Source organism: Niallia sp. Sow4_A1, from assembly GCF_052116745.1.
In the GTDB taxonomy this organism is placed as follows: domain Bacteria; phylum Bacillota; class Bacilli; order Bacillales; family Cytobacillaceae; genus Niallia; species Niallia hominis.
In genome coordinates this window covers 34,009-54,752 of record NZ_JBQKKM010000013.1, presented here as the reverse complement: position 1 = coordinate 54,752, position 20,744 = coordinate 34,009, and the positions used below count along the sequence as shown (strand labels likewise).

The window sequence follows — 20,744 nt, the reverse complement described above, 5'->3', positions numbered from 1 at the left end:
TCAAACGTTTAAGTGTGAATACATCCTGTTCTTCTAAATAGGGTCTCCCTTGCAAAAGTGGTATTGATTGTTTAGTTATAGATTATTGTAAGCGCTTCACGATGACTTTTAATAAGATCGACTATATCATTTTTTGGAGGGAATGCAATGCCTATTATCATTGTTGCAATTGGTATTCTTATTTTATTATTTCTTATCATCAAGATGAAGCTAAACACGTTTGTATCGCTAGTTATTGTCTCTTTTTTGGTTGCGATAAGCCTTGGCATGGAATTATCGGAAATAGTAATGACAATAGAAGCCGGGATTGGAAGCCAATTAGGGCATTTAGCCTTAGTATTTGGATTAGGAGCAATGCTTGGGAGATTAGTATCTGATGCAGGGGGCGGAAATAGAATTGCCATTACCCTTATTAATAGGTTCGGTCCGAAACGGATTCAGCTAGCTGTTGTTGTTGCTTCCTTTATTATAGGGGTTGCCTTATTTTTTGAAGTAGGGCTTGTTGTATTAATTCCGATTATTTATGCAATAGCTAAAGAATTAAAAATGCCTTTTCTTTATTTAGGAATACCAATGGCAGCTGCCTTAAATGTTACACATGGCTTTTTGCCTCCACATCCGGCGCCAACTGCGATTACTGCTGCATATGGTGCAGATATTGGACAGGTGTTGTTATTAGGGACCCTTATTGCTATACCAACAACAATTATATCAGGACCGCTATTTAATAAATTTGCCATGAAGTTTTTTCCATACGCTTATAAAAAAAATGGAAATCTTGCAGCTTTGGGACCACAAAAGGAGTTTAATTTACAAGATACGCCTGGGTTTGGCATAAGTGTGCTAACATCATTATTCCCAGTTATATTTATGGGGCTTGCAACAATCTTCTCGTTATTGTTTCCTGGGGAATCTATTGGGAAAGAAATCATAGAATTTATTGGTGCACCGGGAACTGCCATGCTTTTATCACTTTTAATTGCAATCTATACAATGGGATATTCAAGAAAGATTCCAATGAAAGAGATTGGTAATACACTGTCTGAGTCTATTGCCCAAATTGCGATGATGCTATTAATTATCGGCGGTGGTGGTGCCTTTAAGCAAGTGCTAGTAGACGGAGGAGTGGGCGATTATGTAGCGACATTATTCAATGAAACGAATATGTCTCCTATTTTAGTAGCTTGGATGATTGCAGCAATATTGCGTCTCTGTTTAGGATCTGCAACAGTAGCTGCACTTACAACAGCCGGCCTTGTGACTCCTTTATTGGCCACAAGCTCCGTGAACCCAGCACTTATTGTTTTAGCAACAGGAGCAGGCAGCGTTATATTCTGTCATGTTAATGACGCAGGATTTTGGATGGTAAAAGAATATTTTGGTTTAAGCATAAAAGAAACCTTCCAAACATGGAGTACCTTGACCACGGTCATTTCGGTAACAGGTCTATTATGTGTATTGCTGTTGGGAGTGTTTGTTTAGTAATGGTGACAGTAATGGTGACAGGCACCATAAAAAGACAAAACACCACATCTGTCTCTCTCAGAAGGACAAGGGAAAGGAATCATTTTCTTGATTTCTTTCCCTTTTTTTGTTTATCAGCAGCCTTGAACTTCGCTAATAATATTTACTCCTTGCTTTCCACGGATGCTTAAGATTTTCTTGCTCATAAAAGGAAGTGGCATCTTCCATACTCTTATTTTGGTTAACATGGTTATTTTCGGTTAACTCCTCATCGGTTTGGCCGATTGCATTTAGTATCGTTCCCACTGCTTGTATCCAGCTTCCACTTATTACTAAAAATTTCCCCTTATCGTTATTGTTAAAGAGGATATGCTTCTCGCCGATTGCTTGGAAGGAGTTACCGACTGCCTGTGTGGTATTTCCTAAGATATTTAATGTTTGTTCCTTGCCTGAGTTATCGAATACTTCATCCACAGCTTCGACGATTGCACCAAATGCCTGTAACCAATTCCCTTTAATGATTAACTTACTTTCTAACTCATCTTCTAATAAAATATACGAACTGGCTACGACCGTATTCCCAATTGCTTGTATCTCAGCTCCGATTTTTTCATATGTTATCGTTTCTTGTTGATCTGCCTGTACGGCATTTCCAAAAGTTTGTAAAACATTTCCTATTAAGTCCAAGTCTTTAATTTCTTCTTCACTTAGTAAATTCCATGCACTGTTTCCTAAAGCAGCAAGGATGGCACCAATTGCTTGCACCCATACCGAAGCAATCTCGACTTGGTTCTTCATAATACCACGCCCACATTTTCTTCTAAGCTGTTTCTATATGGTATTCACATAATGGTGTCAGGGCACTTTGAAAAGATAAAATGTATAATTAGCTTCTAGTTTTTCTGTCGGAAGAATGATAGTGCCTTTGGTGCATGGTTTTGTCCTTCTGGTATGGACATAAATTAAAAAGTGTCTTTTTGTGGTGCCTGTCACCATATCAAAAGAAAAATTAAGTTTTTTTTAAGCAACTTTCATTATGCTAACAGTGAGATTGATTGCCTCTTTTAGCCAATCAGTCTCTCCCATTATGAAAGGAGTTTTTTATATGTCTGTATCAATCAACAGCAATTATTCCAATTTGTATGGCAATTGGACTACGGCAAACCTGACAAGCATACCGAGTACCCAGCAAACATCCAGTAATAGTGAATCAACTTTTAAAGACTATATGCAGCTTGCAACAAGTACCCAATTCACTAGTAGTGGCAATTACAGTAGTAGCACAACAGATCTAACATCTTTAACAACGGAACAGAAAACAGCTTATTTAGAAACGATGCTTAAACGTTTGGAGTCAACAGATTCTAGCGAGAGTTCTTATCTTCCTGAAAGCCTGCAAACAGCATTAAGCACAGTCGGCGATCTTCTTAGTGACTTTCAGGCAAGTGACAGCTCAGAAGAGGAGATTTCCGAGCTATTCACAGCTGTAACGGAAACGCTGGAAGAAGCAAAGCCTTCCAAAGCGGAAATGACGCCACCTCCACTACCAATAAATAACATAACTGCACAAATGGATGATTCGTCATCGGAAACAAGCACAGAACTATCAGTGGACCAGATGAAAGAACTAATTTTTAATCTAATTAATACACTTTCAGAGAACGATTCTACTGATAACACAGATACTTTGAGTGCATCTATTACAGAGCAACTTTCTGATTATGATCAAACTACTGCAACAGATGAAGAAATTTAGGGTGACAGGCACCACAAAAAGACATTGTCCATATCAAAAAGACAAATTCCAACAAAAAAATCTTCCATCTAGGAAGATTTTTTATTTTAAATTCGGATATCCCTGTTGTCTCAATGCTTCAAACACCAATATAGCTGCTGTATTAGAAAGGTTTAGGGAACGGATGTGTTCTGTCATTGGTATTCTTAAAAAATGGTCTTTATGTGTTTCTAGTAAATCTTTTGGTAATCCCGTTGTTTCTTTTCCAAATATGAAATAATAATCCTTTGATTTATCTTTGAAATCATGAGATGTATAGGTTTCTTCAGCGAATGTTTCAATATAGTAAAACTCACCTTGATTTTTTACAAAAAAGTCATTTAATGAGTCATAATATGTGATTTTTACAGTCTCCCAGAAATCAAGACCTGCTTGTTTGATCATCTTTTCATCGGTTGAAAAGCCAAGTGGTCGAATTAAATGCAAGGCTGTATCTGTTCCTGCACAAGTACGTGCAATATTGGCAGTATTAGCTGGAATTTCTGGCTGATATAATACAACATGTATGGCCATGAATGTCACCTCTATCTTTCTTTTCCCCTTCGAATTATAGCATATTTTGATCTCGTTGCAGGTATGATTTAGGTGATATCTCCCTTCGAAAATTATTACTATTTATCAGGTAGGAACCACTATCGCTTCAAGTAAAATGCTATTTTTTCTAATTTATTCCATTTTTAGCATCGTTGCCTTCTTTTTCTTTAATCGAAAAGCTTTCTTTTTTTCCATAAAGTAAAAGTACCTAGGAATAACAAAGAAAAGCGCTTTTCTAAAAGGAAACGATAATGGAAGGAAAAACATATGATCAACTCGTTGAAGAGTTTACGCCCATGATTAACCACATGATGAAAAAGCTGACGATTTATAAAGATAAGCAAGATTTTTTTCAAATTGGCTTAATAAGCATTTGGGAAACGACGAAAACCTTTAATCCAGAAAAGGGTAAGTATAGCAATTATTTATATCGGCATATGTGGGGAAGATTTCTAGATGAATTAAAGCGTCGGACAAGAGAGGCAGAAAGGAATGCTTATCCAAGTGAAGAATTTTGGGAGGTGATGGAAAGTCCTATCTTGTATCGGGAAGAAGAGGATTACGTAAAAGGACTTTGCAAGGAATTATCTGAAGGGGAAACAACGTGGGTAGTTGACACCTTTGTACATCAGCTGACGGTGAAGGAAATAGCGCAGAAAGAAAGAGTCTCCCCTTCTGCTGTAAAATGGTGGCGGAAGGGTGCGAAGGAGAAGTTGAAGCGGACATTGGTCCCTGAAAGAGGGGAATGATTTTTTTAAGAGATGTAACCTCGAAAAATAGAACGAATCCATTATTTGGCTATAAATCCATTTATTATTACAAAATTGTCCAAGAATCTATATAGTACAAATTCCGATAAAATTATATAATAAATGGCATATGTCCGTAAAAATAGGGAGAAATCTATGAAATTAGAACCATTTATAAATGCGAGTCCAGATATTATTGTTTTAAAAGATAAAGATGGACGCTGGATGGAAGCGAATAGTAAAACTTTAGAACTTTTTAATATAGAGGAATACCAAGGTAAAACGGAAGATGAATTAGGAAAACTATATCCTCATTTTGCTGTATACGTACCTGTTTTTGTGAAAAGTGATCTTGAGGCTTGGGAGACAGGAAAACAGATAGAAGTAAAAGAGTCTATTATTTTCAATAATTCGGAAAGAATATATGAAGTAATTAAGGTACCGATATTTGATGCTGGTGGAAATCGCCAAAACTTGATAGTATTTGGGCGAGACATAACAGAATTGGAAAAAAGTGAACAAACGTATAAATCTCTATTTTTACATGATCCCGACGGAGTCTATACGTTGGACAAGGAAGGGAATTTTTTAGATGTTAATAAAGTTGCAGAAGAAATCAGCGGGTATACAAGGGAGGAATTAACGAACTTAAATTTTCGTGATTTGATAGTACCTGAAAAACTTCCAAAGGTGTTGCAGCGTTTTGACAAAGTACTATGTGGAATGATTCAAGGGTTTGAGTCTCAAATCATTCGAAAAGATGGAGGAATTAGGGATATCAAATTAACCACTATTCCATTGAAGTTGAATGATCAAGTTATTGGTATACACGGAATAGCACAAGATATCACAGATAAGAAAAATGTAGAGAAACTACAAAAGAAACAAAAGACTATTTTATCGAGAATTGCTGTTGGAGAGCCGTTAGAACAAATAATCGAATGTATTACTGAAAGTGTAGAAGAACTATCAAGAGGGATTTGCTCGATTATGTATTATGAACAAGAACATAATTGGTTGCGTTTTGGTTATGGTCCAAAGCTAGACCCTGAATTTGCTGAAAAAATGGATAAGTTTCCTGTCGGTGAAAATTTTGCATCTTATGGGTATTCAGCATATGCGAAAGATATAAAAATTGTATCTGCTATACAAACTGAGACATCCTGGTCCAATTGGAAAGAAATGGCTCTGGTAGAGGGGCTGCATTCCTGCTGGTCATTGCCCATTCTCTCTTCAAAGGGCTCTTTATTAGGAACATTTTCTGTTTATTATAAAGAATCAATAACACTAAAGGATTCTGATATTGAAATCTTTAAAGATTTTAGTCATCTGACAGGAATTGCATTGGAGCGTCATTACCGGGAAGAAGAGATTAAATACTTAGCTAATTATGATAGTTTAACAAATCTACCGAATTTGCGATATTTAAAAGAACTCTTCCCGAAACGTTTACAAGAAACAAACAACCTTGCTGTTATGTTTTTAGATTTAGATAACTTAAAACCACATAATGATACTTTTGGTCATTCTTCTGGGGATAAGTTATTACAAGAAGTAGGGAAACGAATTCAAGAGGCCATTGGAGAAACGAATGTTGTTGCACGTATGGGCGGGGACGAATTTGTTATATTAATTAGTAATTGTACGAATAAAACCATGCTGCTTGAATTGGCTGATAAAATTCTCAAAGCAATTGAAGAACCGATTATTATCGATGGTCAAGAATTTTCCACCTATGGGAGCATCGGCATAAGTCTTAGTGGGGAACATGGTCAAACGTTTGAGGAGCTTATGAAAAACGCCGACATTGCTATGTATAGTATGAAAAAAATGGGTGGTAACGCCTTTAATCTGTATGATCCAACAATGAATAAAAACAATCTTAATGCTTTTCAATTAAAAAGCAATCTCAGAAAAGCACTGAAAGAAAATCAGTTTGTTCTTTATTATCAGCCCAAAATTAATACAGAAACAGGTACTATTATTGGAGTGGAAGCATTAATTAGATGGATTCATCCAGAGAAAGGAATGATCAATCCGGCCACCTTTATTTCCCTAGCGGAAGAAAGTGATTTTATTTTACTGCTAGGTGAGTGGATACTTAATAAAGCGTGTAATCAAATAAAGGAATGGGAAAAGTTAAATATAAAGATTCCCATCGCCATAAATGTATCAATTAAGCAGCTATTAAAACAAGATTTCGCTACACTAGTGAGTAAAAAGCTAAAGGAATTTAAGATATCCTCAGAATATCTTGAAATAGAAATAACAGAAAGTGTGTTATCTAGCAATGAATCGCTGGTTAGGGATGCGGTCTCCAAATTGCGGAACATGGGAATAAAGGTTTCTATTGATGACTTCGGAACTGGATATGCCTCCTTCATGTACTTAAAACAGTTTCAGGCGGATACCATTAAAATTGATCAATCATTTATTAGCCATCTTCCTACTAGTCAGGTAGATACAGCTATTGTTTCAGCCATCATCACTCTTGCTTCGGAATTAGGTATAAATGTGATAGCAGAAGGTGTAGAAACGCAAGAACAATTCAACTTTCTAAAAGATAAAGGGTGCAGTCAGCTCCAGGGCTACTTGTATAGTAAACCACTGCCACCTAACGAAATACTTTTATTATTAAGGGAAACAGAGGGACGGTTCTTGTGAGGTCAGTGGTCTCACAGAGAACCGTTCTCTTTGTTTCCTTTTTTGTTTATCCATTTACAGTTGATTCCTAAAAAAGTAACAAAATGTTAACAAAATCATTCCTATAGGAAGTAGTGCAAGCAACTAGTCTCCGTCATAATAGTTCTAAAGGAGGTGATGCATTTGAAAGAGAGAGGGGAAAAAAGTTGCATTGATTATAAATTTTTGAAAAAAAGGAGGTTGCAAAAGAATTTTACTCAAATGGAACTTGCAAAAGAGACAGGCCTAGATCATAATCATTTGGGGCAAATTGAAAGGGGACAAAAGGAACCCAAAGTTCGTACATTGTATAGGATTTGTGAGGTACTCGATTTACAGCTTGATGCGGTGTTAATTAAAGAGGAAACGAAGGAATTAGAGGAGTTAGAATAAAAGGGTGTGAAAGAAGGAGTGTGTAGGATGAGAGAGGAAATTATTGTGAATAAATATATGGTGAACAATCGTACCATGTTAATCATGCCAGCAGAAGCGGTAGATTATTATGCAGTTGTAAAAGAAATAGATCGGATAGTATTTGTTAAACAAACTCCTTTTGACATTATCAAAGAAAACCTTTTAATCGGAGGATCTGATTTTAATGGACGACGTCGCTCCATTACATATAAACTAGGAATGCAGAAAAAGCTGCCAATGCCAATTAACCCCCCAAGAAATATCTATGCATTTCCAACCCACTCACCTAAGCAATTTCACTGTCACTGGATATTCACCGAGCATATTGATCAAATACACCCAGTAAGAAATAATAGGAAATATAAGAGCGCTATTTTATTTAAAAACGGGGAAGAGATATACTTTGAAGTATCAGCATTCATCTTAGATAATCAAGTAGTGAAAACATGGAAAGTAAAAAAAGGAATGGAAGACAGAAAAGTAATACTTGAATATAGTTTTCTTTTAAATGGTAGAAAGGGAATGGAGAGAGAGAAGGATTAGTACATGGAAATATTTCTAAATTTTCTTATTATTATTAATTAAAGCTTAGGGATAGTTTTTGTATGTCGATTAATTACTCAAGGACTATCCCTCTACTAATGTCACTAGATGTCATTTGCCGTCGTAATGTCAAATTCTCTCGAAATTTTTCCCTTTATATTTATTGTATCTCTATTTTCACAGTGTTAATATTATTTTTGTAAGCGTTTTCTAAAATTGGTACTTGACCGTTAAATATACTTTTTAAGGAGGAATTCGATGAACCAACAGACTGTAGTTTTAAAAGAAAAGGTTGAAAAGTTCCTGAGTGGTAAGAAAAAGTTATTTATTTATGGGGAGTTTGTGGAGAGTAAATCGCAAAAAACGTTCGATAGTTATAATCCAGCGACTGGAGAAGTTTTAGCAAGTGTCTATGAAGCGGGTGTGGAAGATATTGATTTAGCAGTGAAGGCTGCACGAAAAGCGTTTGATGAGGGTCCGTGGTCAAAAATGAGTGCTTCTGAGCGTAGTCGTCTTATGTACATATTGGCTGATTTGATGGAGGAAAATAGCGAAGAACTTGCCCAATTAGAAACGCTAGATAATGGAAAACCAATCCGTGAAACGACGAATGCCGATATTCCTTTAGCCATTGAGCATATGCGCTATTATGCTGGATGGAGTACAAAGATTGTTGGACAGACAATCCCTGTTAGTGGTCCATACTTTAACTATACACGTCATGAGGCGGTCGGTGTAGTTGGGCAAATAATTCCGTGGAATTTCCCACTTCTTATGGCGATGTGGAAGCTTGGAGCGGCACTTGCCACAGGATGTACGGTTGTGCTGAAGCCAGCTGAGCAAACACCACTATCTGCTCTTTATTTAGCAGAACTAATGCAGGAAGCTGGGTTCCCAGATGGCGTCGTAAATATTGTTCCTGGATTTGGAGAAACAGCGGGGCAGCCACTAGTTGATCATCCGTTAGTTGATAAAATCGCTTTTACAGGTTCAACAGAAGTTGGAAAAATGATTATGTCTAATGCTTCGAAAACATTGAAGAGAGTAACACTGGAGCTTGGTGGGAAATCACCGAACATTATCCTTCCTGATGCGGATTTAACAAAAGCAATTCCAGGAGCATTGAATGGTGTTATGTTCAACCAGGGACAGGTATGTTGTGCAGGCTCACGGGTGTTCATCCAGAAGAAGCATTTTGATAATGTCGTTGCAGATATGGCTGCACAGGCCAAAAACATTAAGCAAGGTGCGGGTATCCACGGTGATACAGAAATTGGACCGCTCGTTTCTGCTGAACAGCAGCAGCGTGTTCTTGGCTATATTGAGAGAGGGTTGAAGGAAGGGGCACAGCTAGTAGCAGGTGGCTTTAATCCACGAGAAGAAGGCTACTTCGTTTCTCCGACAGTATTCGCCGATGTTCGCGATGAAATGACTATTGCCAAGGAGGAAATCTTCGGACCAGTTATTTCCGCTATGCCTTATGATGATTTAGATGAATTAATCAATCGGGCCAACAATAGTGAGTACGGATTAGCAGCAGGCGTATGGACGAGAGATATTGCAAACGCCCACTATATTGCTAGCAAGCTACGTGCCGGAACTGTTTGGGTCAACTGCTACAATACATTCGACGCAGCATCCCCATTCGGTGGCTACAAACAATCCGGAATCGGCCGCGAAATGGGATCCTATGCTTTGAATAACTATACGGAAGTGAAGAGTGTTTGGGTTTCGATGCAATAAGAGAAACGGTGGGAAGCAGAGAGAAGATTCTACTGCTTCCTTTGTTTTATTCAATTTCCCTTGAAAATTGGTAGCTTTTCTAAGTAGATGATATCGTCTCTTTCAACTGCAGCCCCTTCTGCTAGAATCGCTGCCTTAGCAGCAACGATTCCACCTGCCTTGCTAACAAGTTCTTCGAGTACTCGCATAGATTCTCCTGTACTAATGACGTCATCAATTAGGGCAATCTGCTTTCCTTTAATTTTGGCTGCGTCTTTACCATCCAGACAGAGTAATTGTTCCTTTTGAGTCGTAATGGAAACTACTTGATTGATTAGTGGTTCATTCATATATGGTTTCACATTTTTTCGGGCAACGATGTATTCATTCATTTCTAATTGTTTAGCTAATTCATATACAAGTGGGATTCCTTTTGCTTCTGCTGTAACTAAATAGTCTACTCCATTCAAATGTTCTGCTAGTAAAGGAGCGGAAGCAGCAACTATTTCTGTGTCTCCTAAGATTACAAAGCTTGCAATCTTTAATTCCTTAGAAATAGGGATTATAGGTAATTCTCTTTTTACTCCTGCGACTCTTAGTGTATAAGTTTCCAATTAATAAAACCCTCCTATTCTTTTAAACTCCAAAGATTCCTAGTAGAAATTCCATAACAACTCCAGCTAATAGTCCGAAAAATGGATCAGCGATAGCTGTAACAATTATGGTTACAGCAGCAACGATAGGAGAACCAGCTTCAGTGCCAGTTAGTGCAGCAGTCGCGTTTCCTGGTAATGTCACGATTGCTCCTAAAACGAATAGAAAGCCGGCAATTGAAGAACTAGGTACATACTTTCCGATTTTTGGTAAGAGTTTAAAGAGTAAGATAGCTGCCATTATTGCCATTGTTAAAACGCCTGCCCAAACGGCATGTGGGGCAGATGCTGTGGCTGAAATAATTACTTCGACTGGTCCTCCGCCAAACAGGGAAGAAGCCATGTCAGCTAAACTACTTATGATTGTAAGAGTATCAATATTTACACTTTCTCCAGCGATTTCTCCATTGATTTTACCAAAGGCAATATTTGCCCCAATGTTTAAACAAACAAGAGCTAATGCCCCACGAATAACCGAAGAATTCACAATGAATTTTTGAAGCTTAAATTTATCTTCTAATATGTTTTTTGTGACAGTGACACCCTCTTTTTTCGTGAAATGATAGACAATGCTAGAAAGTATGACAGAAATAGTGATTGTATACACTAAGTCCTTTGTAATAATATAGGTCAGTAAAGCACTTGCAAAAGAAGTTATGCCAATGATTCGATCATTTTTTGCCATATCCCACGCAACCTTCGCAAGCATGAAACCAACACCTGCCATCATTCCATTTGTAATAACAGGACCAATCCAGGTAACAATCTGCTCCATCAATCCAAAGATACTAATGATAACTAATAAAAGAGCACCAAAAAAGATCGAAGAAAGTCGTTCTCTCATATTTTTACCCATTGTTCCTGCAACGGCGATTGTTTCGGCTTGAAAGGAAATAACAGCCACATTACTTGTTAAGCTATTCCCAACAGCCCCCACAAAAAATGCTAATGCAGTTGGTACAGATGCGAATCCAAAGGAAAGTGCCAGTAATCCTTGTGGCAATCCATTTAATACAACACTTAATGCCGCAAGTATGTCTTTAAGTATATCTTCCATTTTCCTTCTCCTTTTCTATTTCCCGCTTGTTGCCTCCTATAGAAAAAAACCGTTCAGCAGAAAAAGAACGGTTTCTAGAAAAAAGAAATTTTCCGTCCATAGTAGAGTGATTTACGGCCACTCTGTAGAGACTTCCAGACCATATTACCGGAATTATAAGGGGGTATTTGTCGTATAATGTCATCATTATAGCGTATAATATTCGGATTTTAAATATAAAATTCGGAAAATTATAAAATGTTCTTTTTATGGGTATCTGTATAAAATAAACCTCTTTTATATCCAAAATGTACGTTCGACAGTTTATGAGTGCATATAAGAGCCTTGGATAAGTGTTTATAATGCTGAGGGTAATGGTCGAGCCTGACAAAAGATATGATAAACTTTGCAAAGGAAATATTTGATTAAAGCGAAGTACAGTTAGTTTCAATCTAAGTTGTCAAATCCTAAGCAAGTTATGTTGGATTTAAATTATGTAGATGTAGATTTTTGCTTAGAAAAACGTGCTGAACCCACATGGAGAATTATCAGATATATCTACTTTAAGTATTTTTCTAAAGATATTTTGATATTAGTGAAAAGGTTTAAAGTTGATTCAGCTGAACGGGAGAAATTTAAAGGGAATTAGAGGGAATATCAAAAAAATATGTAAGATAATTTAACAAGTTAATAGACAGAATATTTTTAATAATCTATAGTTTGTTTATTGATTGTTTGTACTAAGTCAAAACAAACTGAAACTTACCAATCTAAATGGAATAATTGCTCTAATAAATGACTATTTAAATACGAATAGAGGTGTGGAAGATGAGTAGGATTGGAAATTTAGATTTTATTAAAAGAATGAATCGAACATTAGTCTTGGAAACGATAAGAAATGAACAACCAATTAGTCGTGCTAAGGTTGCAAAATCACTAGGTTTAAGTAGATCTACGGTTTCCCTAATTGTAGATGATCTATTAGCAAAGAAATTTGTTACAGAATTAGGGCTAGGTGATTCTACCAAAGAAGGTGGAAGAAGAGGAATTGAACTCGGGTTTAACCCGAAGTCTGCCTATGGTCTTGGAATAGAAATTGGAGATAAAGGTATCTTGCACATTTTAACCGACTTAAATGGGGAGATTTATAAAGAACAAACACTACCATTGACCAACAAGATGAATGAAATAATTGGTGGTATTCTACAATTTTTAGATGAATTAGACATCGATCAGCAATTAATCTTAGGTTTAGGAATAACGGTACCATCTATTGTTGATAGTACAAATGCAATAGTTATCGATGCTCCTTTATTAGGATGGAAAGATTTCAATGTAAAAGAACATATGCAAGGAGTATTTCCATTTCCTGTATTTGTCCATAATGATGTCAATTCGGCGGCATTAGGAGAACGATGGTTAGGAAATGGAAAAGAAACAATGGACATGTTTTACATAGCTTTCGGATCAGGTGTCGGAAGTTCTATCATCGCCAATGGTCAATTAATTTTAGGACATTCCTATTCAGCAGGTGAGATTGGTTACTTTTTAGATCAAACAGATATAGAAAAAGGAATCTTAAATAAAAAGGGAGAGTTTGGCTCTCTTGAAAGTAAGTTTACAAAATGGCTAGAAGATATAGAAAAAAAAAAGCTTGATTCCATAAATATGGAAGAAATAATAAACTATCTATCTATTACTCTAGCAAATGTAGTGAGTCTGTTAAATCCTGAAAAGATCATAATAGGTGGGGTTAAAGCAAGCTATTTTGATTCTTATGTAGGAAAAATAGAAAAAAATGTTTCGCAGTTATCAACTTATCCGGTAACAGTTAATAGGGGGTGTTTGGAAAAATATGCTTCTCCACTTGGAGCCATAAAATATGTTTTCGAACAAATACAAGAAACAATATAAGGAGGATAATCATGAAAAAGTATTCAAAATGGTTCGTGTTACCTGTTCTTTCATTGGCTTTACTAGCTGGATGTTCATCTAATGAGGATGCGTCAGAAGATGGTGTTGAGACAATTCGTGTTTTATCAAGTGATGACTTTGCAGGATTTAGAGAAGAAGCAGTAAAAGAATTCAATGAGAAATATCCTGATATTAAAGTAGAATTAGACAGCGTGGCATATGATCAACTCCATGATAAAGAATTAGCTTCTTTTAATGCGAGTGGAAATGCTGCATACGATATTGTGGATGTAGATGAAATCTGGACAGCTGAATATGCAGAATCAGCATTTATACAACCAGTTACAGATAGATTTACAGATGATATGAAAACAGGCATTTTACAATCGAGTTTAGATATAGCTTCTTATAAAGACGATTATTATGGTATTCCTATGTTTAACGATGTGCTCTTCTTTTATTATAACGAAGAAATGCTAAAAAAAGCTGGGTATGATCATCCACCGAAAACATGGGTTGAATTCACTGAAATGTCAAAAGCTTTAGAGGCAAAAGGAATTACGGATGGAGCAGCAAGCTCATGGGGATGGACAGCAACAGAAGGCCTAGTTGCTTATTATACACAATTTTTAGGATCATTTGGTGGTTCGTATTTTGATGCATCTGGAAATCCTACTTTTAATGACGAGAAAGGGGTAGCCGCATTGGAGTTTATGGCTAATTCATTAAAAGATGGCACGATTGATAAAGCATCCATCAATAATAATGATCGCCAAATATTAGATGCCTTTATAAATGGAAAAACAGCGTTTGTTTCTGGATGGTCTTTTTACTGGGGAGAAATCAATGCAGATAATTCACCTGTAAGAGGAAATGTGAAGGTTGGATTGATTCCTGCGGTAGAAGGTGCGCCGAATGCAACCACAACAGGATCTATGTATCTAGCTATTACTTCACAATCAAAACATTCAGAAGCAGCATGGAAATTCATGGAGTTTCTTGGAAGTAAAGATATTCAAAAAGAACAATCCTTAAAAGCAGGAGCACTCTCTACTTGGAAAGATTTATACGAAGATAAAGAACTAAATGAAAACCATGGTGCATTAAAAGAAATGGAAGTTCAATTAGGTTCTACTATTTCAAGACCTGCTATCGAAGATTACAATGAATTCTCTAAAGAATTACAAGTACGTCTTCAAGAAGTATTGGTAGGGGAAAAAGAACCGAAAGAGGCTTTAGATGAAGTAGCCGAAATTGTTAAGGAATTACAGGCAAAATAAAAGAATTAAGGAAAAAGAGGAATTAGAAATAAAGAATTCTAATTCCTCATCAAACAGTTAATGTGATTAAACACTAGTTTGGAGGTACAAATGGTAAAAAAAATTAGACCTTACTCTTATTTAATTCCAAGTTTTCTTGTCATCTTGTGTGTTACCTTACTACCTCTATTTTATGCCATTTTTATTAGTTTTATTGATTTAACGAAAAATGTCCATAAGTTAGATAATCCGAATCTCTGGAATTTTGTGTGGTTAGAAAATTATTTTGAGGCATTAAAAAGTGGTGTTTTTTGGTCTTCTTTTACAAAAACACTTCATTTTACTGCTGTCTCAGTAGGTCTTGAATTTCTGTTAGGTTTAGCGATTGCACTTATTTTAAATGAAAAATTCAAAGGAAGAGGTATCGTTAGAGGATTAATGCTGATTCCTTGGGCTTTTCCGACTATAGTAAATGCAGTACTTTGGAAGTGGCTTTACGATGCAGATCACGGAACGATTACAAAACTACTATCGGTACTTGGATTGACTGATGGATATGCCAATATTTTAGGAAGTGCATTTTCAGCGATGAATGCTGTTATTATTGCTGACGTTTGGAAAAATACAGCTTTTATTGCCTTAATATTATTAGCAGCCCTTCAATCCTTGCCAGGCTATATGTACGAAGCAGCACGTGTAGATGGTGCAAATGCAATGAAACGTTTTTTCACAATTACATTGCCAATGTTAAGCCCTGCTATACTAGTTGCGTTAGTGATGAGAACGATGGAAGCATTTAAAGTCTTCGATATTATTTATATCATGACTGGAGGGGGACCTGCTGGAGGCACGCAAGTACTGTCCTTTTTAACATATGAATCATCTATGATGTACGGTAAGTTTAGTTATGGCGCATCCATTGCTTTTATCATGTCTATTTTTACGATGATAATAGCTTTCGTTTATATAAAAATTCTATACAAGAATGTGGAGCAATAACATGAGAAAAACGACATTTCAAAAGTTATTAACGTATGTTGGAGTGATTGCTGTCCTGGTTTTTACTTTAACACCAGTTATTTTACTAGTAATTGCTACTTTTTCATCCAATGGAGATTTAAATGCAAGAACCTTTCATATCTGGCCTGAGAAATGGACATTAGAAAATTATATAAATGTCTTTTCTGGTTCAGCAAGTGACGGTAGTATTCCACCTTTTTTAACAGCAATGAAAAATAGTTTGATTATTTCGTTATCTAGTACTATTTTAACTTTGTTTATTGGGATTTTTGCGGCTTATGCTTATGCGAGATTCCGATTTAAAGGGAAAGAACCGATGCTTCTTTCTGTTTTAGGATTTAGAATGGTTCCAGAAGTAGTTTTGTTAATCCCGTTATATGTAATTTTTGCGCGAATGGGAATGACCAATAAAAAGATAACATTGATTTTCATGTATACTGCTTTTAATTTGCCATTTGTTATCTGGATGCTTCAAAGTTATTTTCGCTCTATTCCAAAAGCGATGGAAGAGGCTGCCTTTATCGATGGTGACTCTCACTTAGGGGTCCTTTTTAAATTTATTATTCCGATTTCTCTACCTGGAATAATTGCCGCAGGAATATTTGTTATGTTAATGACATGGGATGAATTTATGTTCGCAAGTATTTTCACTTCTTCCTATGATGCAAAAACTATCACAGTCGCTATATCGGAGTTTTCAAAAAGAGGAATGATTGACTTTGGTATGCAAATTACAGGTGGATTATTAGCTTCTATACCACCGATTATTTTAGCTTTATTTTTCCAAAAATACATCATTAGTGGCCTTTCAGAAGGTGCAGATAAGGGGTAATTTAATGACTATATTTTTTAATGAAATGAATGAACAACCAAAAGTTATAAGAGAAACAATTGATCAAAATAAAGATTCAAGTTTAAAGTTAGATCCTGAAAAACTATTATTGCTAACAGGAATGGGAAGTTCTCTTGCTGCTGCTGGACTACTTGTGATGACTTTACAACAAAATGGGATACCAGCAATCGCAATTGATAACTCTGAATTACTTTATTACTATCCAGAAAGTTATTTAGATAAATTCAATATTATTGTTATTTCCCAAAGTGGGGAAAGCTTTGAGGCGATTCATTTCACTGAAAAAAAGGAAGGAATAATAGCAATAACTAATAATAGAAATAGTACATTAGATAAAAATGCAACAACAGCTTTTTATACACACGCAGGAAAGGAAAATGCGATTGCATCCACTAAGTCCTTTACATCAACTGCAGCATTGTTGCTTCTTCTTGGATCTAGAATTGTCGGAAAAGATTTTTCTGATGAATTATATGAAGCAGCTAATATAATGGAGAGCCAATTAGCTAATGCCGATGAATATATGGAGAAAATTGGAGGATTTATCGATCCTGATAGACCATTGGTATTATTAGGAAGAGGTCCAAGTGTATTAACAGCTGAACAAGGATCATTGACACTAAAAGAAACATCACGAATTTTTGCAGAGGCTATGTCTGCACCACAATTTAGACATGGACCATTTGAATTAATAGAGGAAAATCTGCAAGCGATATTCTTTAATCCAAAAGGCAAAACCTATGAGAGTAATAAGAAGTATGTACTTGAAATGGCAGAATTAGGAGCGAAAGTTATCTATGTGTCCGATGAGCCAATCGAGCATAAAAATGTCCTAGCGTTTGCTATTCCATCTGTTAGTGAGTTAGTAAGTATCATTCCATATTCTCTTGTCATTCAGCTTGCTGCAGTCGTTTTATCAAAAAAACGAGGATTAGTCGCAGGTGAAGCTAAAATCATTAGTAAAGTTACAGGTAAAGAATAATGATAAATTTAGTTGGGAATTTAAATGCAGATTTAATATTAGCACAAATAAAAGATCGACCTGATTTTGGAGAAGAGTTTTTGGTTGATGATATGATTCTTCGCCCTGGTGGTGTGGCAAATCTAATTTTTCCTCTTGCTAAATTAGGAGTGAAACCAAGAGTTATTGCGACAGTTGGATACGATGATTATGGACAAAAAATATATGATGAAATGCTTCCTTTAATGGAAGATGGAGTAACGAGAACAGAAACACCGACAGCTGTTTCTGTAGCTATAGTGAAAGAAGACGGTGCAAGATATTTTGTCACTTATAGAGGGAACTTTAACTGTTTTACAAAAGAAACGATTGAAAAAGTAGAGCGATTTGAAGACGCGAAAGCAACGTTGTTTTATGGATATTTTCTCCTGCCGAAAATGGGGGTAGATGGAGCAAAAGAGTGCCTGATAAAAGCGAAAAAAGCATGCCAGCTTACCTTTTTTGATGCTAATTCTGCTATTGATGGTTGGAGTGCAAAAAGTAAACAAGATATTATCCAACTTCTCCCATATATTGATTATTTTATGCCGAATGATGATGAATTAGTTTATTTAACTGGTATCAAAGAAATTGAGAAGGCAGTCCAGTATTTATTTTTAAATGGTGCAACGAATATAGTAGTGAAACGAGGAAAAGACGGGTCTAGCTTCTATTCGAAAAATCAAACAATCCACCAAAAAGGATTTCCTGTTAAAGCATTTGACACAACAGGTGCGGGTGATAGCTTTAATGCCGGATTTATTTATTCTATTGTTCAGCATCAAGATATTCAGCAAAGCCTTATATTTGGGAATGCATTAGCTAGTTTTGTTGTTTCACGAAAAGAAAACCGTTATCCAACTTTAATGGAAATTGAAGAAAGAGTAAGTGTTTTAAATAACTCTTTTTCCATGAAGTCTATTTAAAAAAAGACCGAACTTTTTGTGAAAGATTCGATTTTAGAAAATGCTGTAGGGGAAGATCAGCTTATATGGGAAGGTAGGATCCCCATTAGGAGGAGAAGAAGATGGCTGGATTAAAATTAGTACATGTTAAAAAGAAATATGATCACCATGATTACACAGTAAAAGATTTTCATTTAGAAGTACAGGATAGAGAATTTTTAGTGTTTTTGGGAGCATCGGGTTGTGGTAAATCAACTACATTAAGAATGATTGCAGGATTGGAAGAAATTACAGAAGGTGATTTATTTATAGGGGATAGAAAAGTAAATGATCTAGCTCCGAAAGATCGAGATATTGCCATGGTTTTTCAAAATTACGCCCTCTATCCGCATATGAATGTTTATCAAAACATGGCTTATGGATTAAAACTTCGAAAATTTTCGAAGGAAGAGATTGATAAACGGGTGCAAGAAGCCGCTAGAATTCTGAGCTTGGAGAACTTATTGGATCGAAAACCAAAAGCTTTATCTGGTGGACAACGTCAAAGGGTGGCAATTGGTCGTGCTATTGTTAGGGAGCCTCAAGTATTTCTAATGGATGAACCATTATCTAATTTAGACACAAAACTTCGTGTGCAGATGAGATCTGAATTGATAAAGTTACATAAAAGGCTAGAAGCAACTTTTGTATATGTAACTCATGATCAAACAGAAGCTATGACAATGGCAGACCGAATTGTTGTTATGCATGATGGTGTTATACAGCAAGTAGCAACACCAATAGAGATATATCAATCTCCTGCGAATAAATATGTGGCAGGTTTTATCGGGTCTCCATCAATGAATTTTTTTCAAGGAGAAGTAAAGGAAGAAAATAACGTTGTCTATTTTGTGAATGAAGAACTTCGATTCATTATTCCTGAAGAGAAAGGTAAGTTTTTAATAAAAAAGGGATATAAGGATAAAGAAATTATTTTTGGTATTCGACCGGAAGACCTATCAGATGAAATAGATTCTGATCAAACCATTACAGGTGTTATGGATATGATTGAAAACATGGGTTCTGCGGCATATTTATATATTCAATTAAATAATAATAGCTATGTAGCCCAGGTAAAAGCAGGGAAAAACTATCCTTTTGGTCAAAATATTACTTTATCTTTTGATATGAATAAAGCTCATTTTTTCGATTCTGATACAGAAATGGCTATTCGCTAACAGGAGGATAAGATGAATATTATTCGAACGGAAAATTATGATGAGATGAGCATTATTGCAGCAAAGATACTAGCAAATCAAATTAAAGCTAAACCTGATTCTGTTGTAGGTTTAGCGACAGGTAGTACTCCAATTGGCTTATATCAAAAGTTAGTTACTCTTTATAAAAAAAGAGAACTTGATTTTAGTCAAGTTACTTCCTTTAATTTGGATGAATACATTGGTTTGGAAGAGAACCATCCACAAAGTTATACCTCTTTCATGAAAGATAAGTTATTTTCTCATGTGAATATAAATGCTGATAATACCCATATGCCTGATGAAAGGTTATCAAGTAATCTAGCGGCTTATGACGAACGAATAAGGAAGTCTGGCGGTATAGATATGCAATTATTAGGAATCGGTGAGAATGGACATATTGGATTTAATGAACCAACAGATTATCTAACAGAATATACTCATATTGTAGAGCTGTCGAATAAAACAATTGAAGCCAACTCCAGGTTTTTCCCTTCATTAGCTGAAGTACCTAAAAAAGCCATAACAATGGGAGTTGGAAGCATTATGAAAGCAAAAAGGATTGTCCTACTTGCTTCTGGAAGAGAAAAGGCAGAAGCGCTACATCAAGCACTAAATGGACAAGTGACAACAAAATGTCCTGCTTCCTTCCTTCAGTTGCATACTAATGTTACATTCGTCATAGATAAACAGGCTGCATATTTACTAGAAAACATCCCAAAACCCCCAATGATACGTACAGAAATTATTTACTAGAAGAGCTGATTTCCAGCTCTTTTTTGTTTAGATAAGTAAAGAAAAACAGTTTATAGCTAATGTCTCTTATTGTTTTAATGGTTAATTGATCTTTATTCTTCTATTTTTTTACAGAGGGATTTAATGATAGAGAGAAAATACGTAAGATTATTTAACATATTAAAAGATAATATTCTCTTTATTCGGTATGATTCGAAATACAACAGAATG

General features: G+C 35.8%; 19 protein-coding genes and 1 riboswitch. Of the genes, 15 read left to right on the top strand and 4 right to left on the bottom strand.

Translation table 11 applies throughout. The annotated features are described in order from the left end of the window. Positions 1–147 precede the first annotated feature (147 nt). Positions 148–1,482, top strand: coding sequence for a gluconate:H+ symporter (locus ACTQ5K_RS09410; RefSeq protein ID WP_235251926.1), 1,335 nt, complete (start codon positions 148–150; stop codon positions 1,480–1,482). Between the two features lie 135 nt (positions 1,483–1,617). On the opposite strand, the gene ACTQ5K_RS09405 is transcribed toward ACTQ5K_RS09410, so the two are convergent. After that, on the bottom strand, positions 1,618–2,262 hold the full coding sequence (locus tag ACTQ5K_RS09405; RefSeq protein ID WP_048716983.1) for a DUF6944 family repetitive protein: 645 nt from the start codon (positions 2,260–2,262) through the stop codon (positions 1,618–1,620). Positions 2,263–2,569: 307 nt separating this feature from the next. Here ACTQ5K_RS09405 and ACTQ5K_RS09400 point away from each other — a divergent pair, with 307 nt between their 5' ends. After that, positions 2,570–3,220, top strand: a complete 651-nt coding sequence (locus ACTQ5K_RS09400; RefSeq protein ID WP_441993832.1) for a hypothetical protein — start codon at positions 2,570–2,572, stop codon at positions 3,218–3,220. An 81-nt stretch (positions 3,221–3,301) separates the two neighbouring features. Here ACTQ5K_RS09400 and ACTQ5K_RS09395 read toward each other — a convergent pair whose 3' ends face one another. Continuing rightward, positions 3,302–3,772 carry a tRNA (cytidine(34)-2'-O)-methyltransferase gene (locus ACTQ5K_RS09395; protein WP_109768547.1) on the bottom strand — a complete coding sequence of 157 codons (471 nt, stop codon included), beginning with the start codon at positions 3,770–3,772 and terminating at the stop codon, positions 3,302–3,304. Between the two features lie 272 nt (positions 3,773–4,044). Between ACTQ5K_RS09395 and ACTQ5K_RS09390 the strand changes: the two genes are divergently transcribed. The 5 genes from ACTQ5K_RS09390 to ACTQ5K_RS09370 all read left to right on the top strand — a co-directional run bounded on the left by ACTQ5K_RS09390 (position 4,045) and on the right by ACTQ5K_RS09370 (position 9,924). Then, positions 4,045–4,542, top strand: a complete 498-nt coding sequence (locus tag ACTQ5K_RS09390; RefSeq protein ID WP_251629068.1) for a sigma-70 family RNA polymerase sigma factor — start codon at positions 4,045–4,047, stop codon at positions 4,540–4,542. Between the two features lie 156 nt (positions 4,543–4,698). Beyond that, positions 4,699–7,206 (top strand): bifunctional diguanylate cyclase/phosphodiesterase, encoded by a 2,508-nt coding sequence (locus ACTQ5K_RS09385; RefSeq protein ID WP_441993831.1) that lies wholly within the window; start codon positions 4,699–4,701, stop codon positions 7,204–7,206. A gap of 156 nt (positions 7,207–7,362) precedes the next feature. After that, on the top strand, positions 7,363–7,617 hold the full coding sequence (locus ACTQ5K_RS09380) for a helix-turn-helix domain-containing protein (RefSeq protein WP_081836676.1): 255 nt from the start codon (positions 7,363–7,365) through the stop codon (positions 7,615–7,617). Positions 7,618–7,644: 27 nt separating this feature from the next. Next, entirely contained in the window at positions 7,645–8,181 is a 537-nt protein-coding gene (locus ACTQ5K_RS09375; protein ID WP_048716991.1) for a competence protein ComK, read from the top strand. Positions 8,182–8,439: 258 nt separating this feature from the next. After that, positions 8,440–9,924, top strand: coding sequence for an aldehyde dehydrogenase family protein (locus tag ACTQ5K_RS09370; protein ID WP_154708574.1), 1,485 nt, complete (start codon positions 8,440–8,442; stop codon positions 9,922–9,924). 50 nt (positions 9,925–9,974) lie between these two features. Here the strand turns inward: ACTQ5K_RS09370 and ACTQ5K_RS09365 are convergent, their stop codons facing one another. Both ACTQ5K_RS09365 and ACTQ5K_RS09360 read right to left on the bottom strand, forming a co-directional pair. Beyond that, positions 9,975–10,517, bottom strand: coding sequence for a phosphoribosyltransferase family protein (locus ACTQ5K_RS09365; protein ID WP_154708573.1), 543 nt, complete (start codon positions 10,515–10,517; stop codon positions 9,975–9,977). 22 nt (positions 10,518–10,539) lie between these two features. Then, positions 10,540–11,613 (bottom strand): solute carrier family 23 protein, encoded by a 1,074-nt coding sequence (locus tag ACTQ5K_RS09360; RefSeq protein ID WP_031538616.1) that lies wholly within the window; start codon positions 11,611–11,613, stop codon positions 10,540–10,542. 79 nt (positions 11,614–11,692) lie between these two features. Next, positions 11,693–11,794: riboswitch (purine riboswitch) on the bottom strand. 626 nt (positions 11,795–12,420) lie between these two features. Here ACTQ5K_RS09360 and ACTQ5K_RS09355 point away from each other — a divergent pair. The 8 genes from ACTQ5K_RS09355 (at position 12,421) to nagB (ending at position 20,534) form a co-directional block, all read left to right on the top strand. Then, positions 12,421–13,506 carry an ROK family transcriptional regulator gene (locus tag ACTQ5K_RS09355; RefSeq protein WP_441993830.1) on the top strand — a complete coding sequence of 362 codons (1,086 nt, stop codon included), beginning with the start codon at positions 12,421–12,423 and terminating at the stop codon, positions 13,504–13,506. An 11-nt stretch (positions 13,507–13,517) separates the two neighbouring features. Further along, positions 13,518–14,786 (top strand): extracellular solute-binding protein, encoded by a 1,269-nt coding sequence (locus ACTQ5K_RS09350; protein ID WP_441993829.1) that lies wholly within the window; start codon positions 13,518–13,520, stop codon positions 14,784–14,786. A gap of 90 nt (positions 14,787–14,876) precedes the next feature. After that, the gene (locus ACTQ5K_RS09345) at positions 14,877–15,764 is read left to right on the top strand and encodes a carbohydrate ABC transporter permease (RefSeq protein WP_031538621.1); all 888 of its coding nucleotides are present in this window, start codon (positions 14,877–14,879) and stop codon (positions 15,762–15,764) included. 1 nt (position 15,765) lies between these two features. After that, positions 15,766–16,617 (top strand): carbohydrate ABC transporter permease, encoded by an 852-nt coding sequence (locus ACTQ5K_RS09340; protein ID WP_031538622.1) that lies wholly within the window; start codon positions 15,766–15,768, stop codon positions 16,615–16,617. A gap of 4 nt (positions 16,618–16,621) precedes the next feature. After that, entirely contained in the window at positions 16,622–17,620 is a 999-nt protein-coding gene (locus ACTQ5K_RS09335) for an SIS domain-containing protein (RefSeq protein WP_031538624.1), read from the top strand. Next, complete coding sequence (locus ACTQ5K_RS09330; protein WP_031538625.1) at positions 17,620–18,564, top strand: carbohydrate kinase family protein; 945 nt, start codon at positions 17,620–17,622, stop codon at positions 18,562–18,564. The genes ACTQ5K_RS09335 and ACTQ5K_RS09330 overlap by 1 nt, the downstream gene beginning before the upstream one ends. Positions 18,565–18,665: 101 nt before the next feature. Further along, positions 18,666–19,760, top strand: a complete 1,095-nt coding sequence (locus tag ACTQ5K_RS09325) for an ABC transporter ATP-binding protein (RefSeq protein WP_031538627.1) — start codon at positions 18,666–18,668, stop codon at positions 19,758–19,760. Positions 19,761–19,772: 12 nt separating this feature from the next. Further along, the gene (nagB, locus tag ACTQ5K_RS09320) at positions 19,773–20,534 is read left to right on the top strand and encodes a glucosamine-6-phosphate deaminase (RefSeq protein ID WP_031538629.1); all 762 of its coding nucleotides are present in this window, start codon (positions 19,773–19,775) and stop codon (positions 20,532–20,534) included. Positions 20,535–20,744 lie beyond the last annotated feature (210 nt).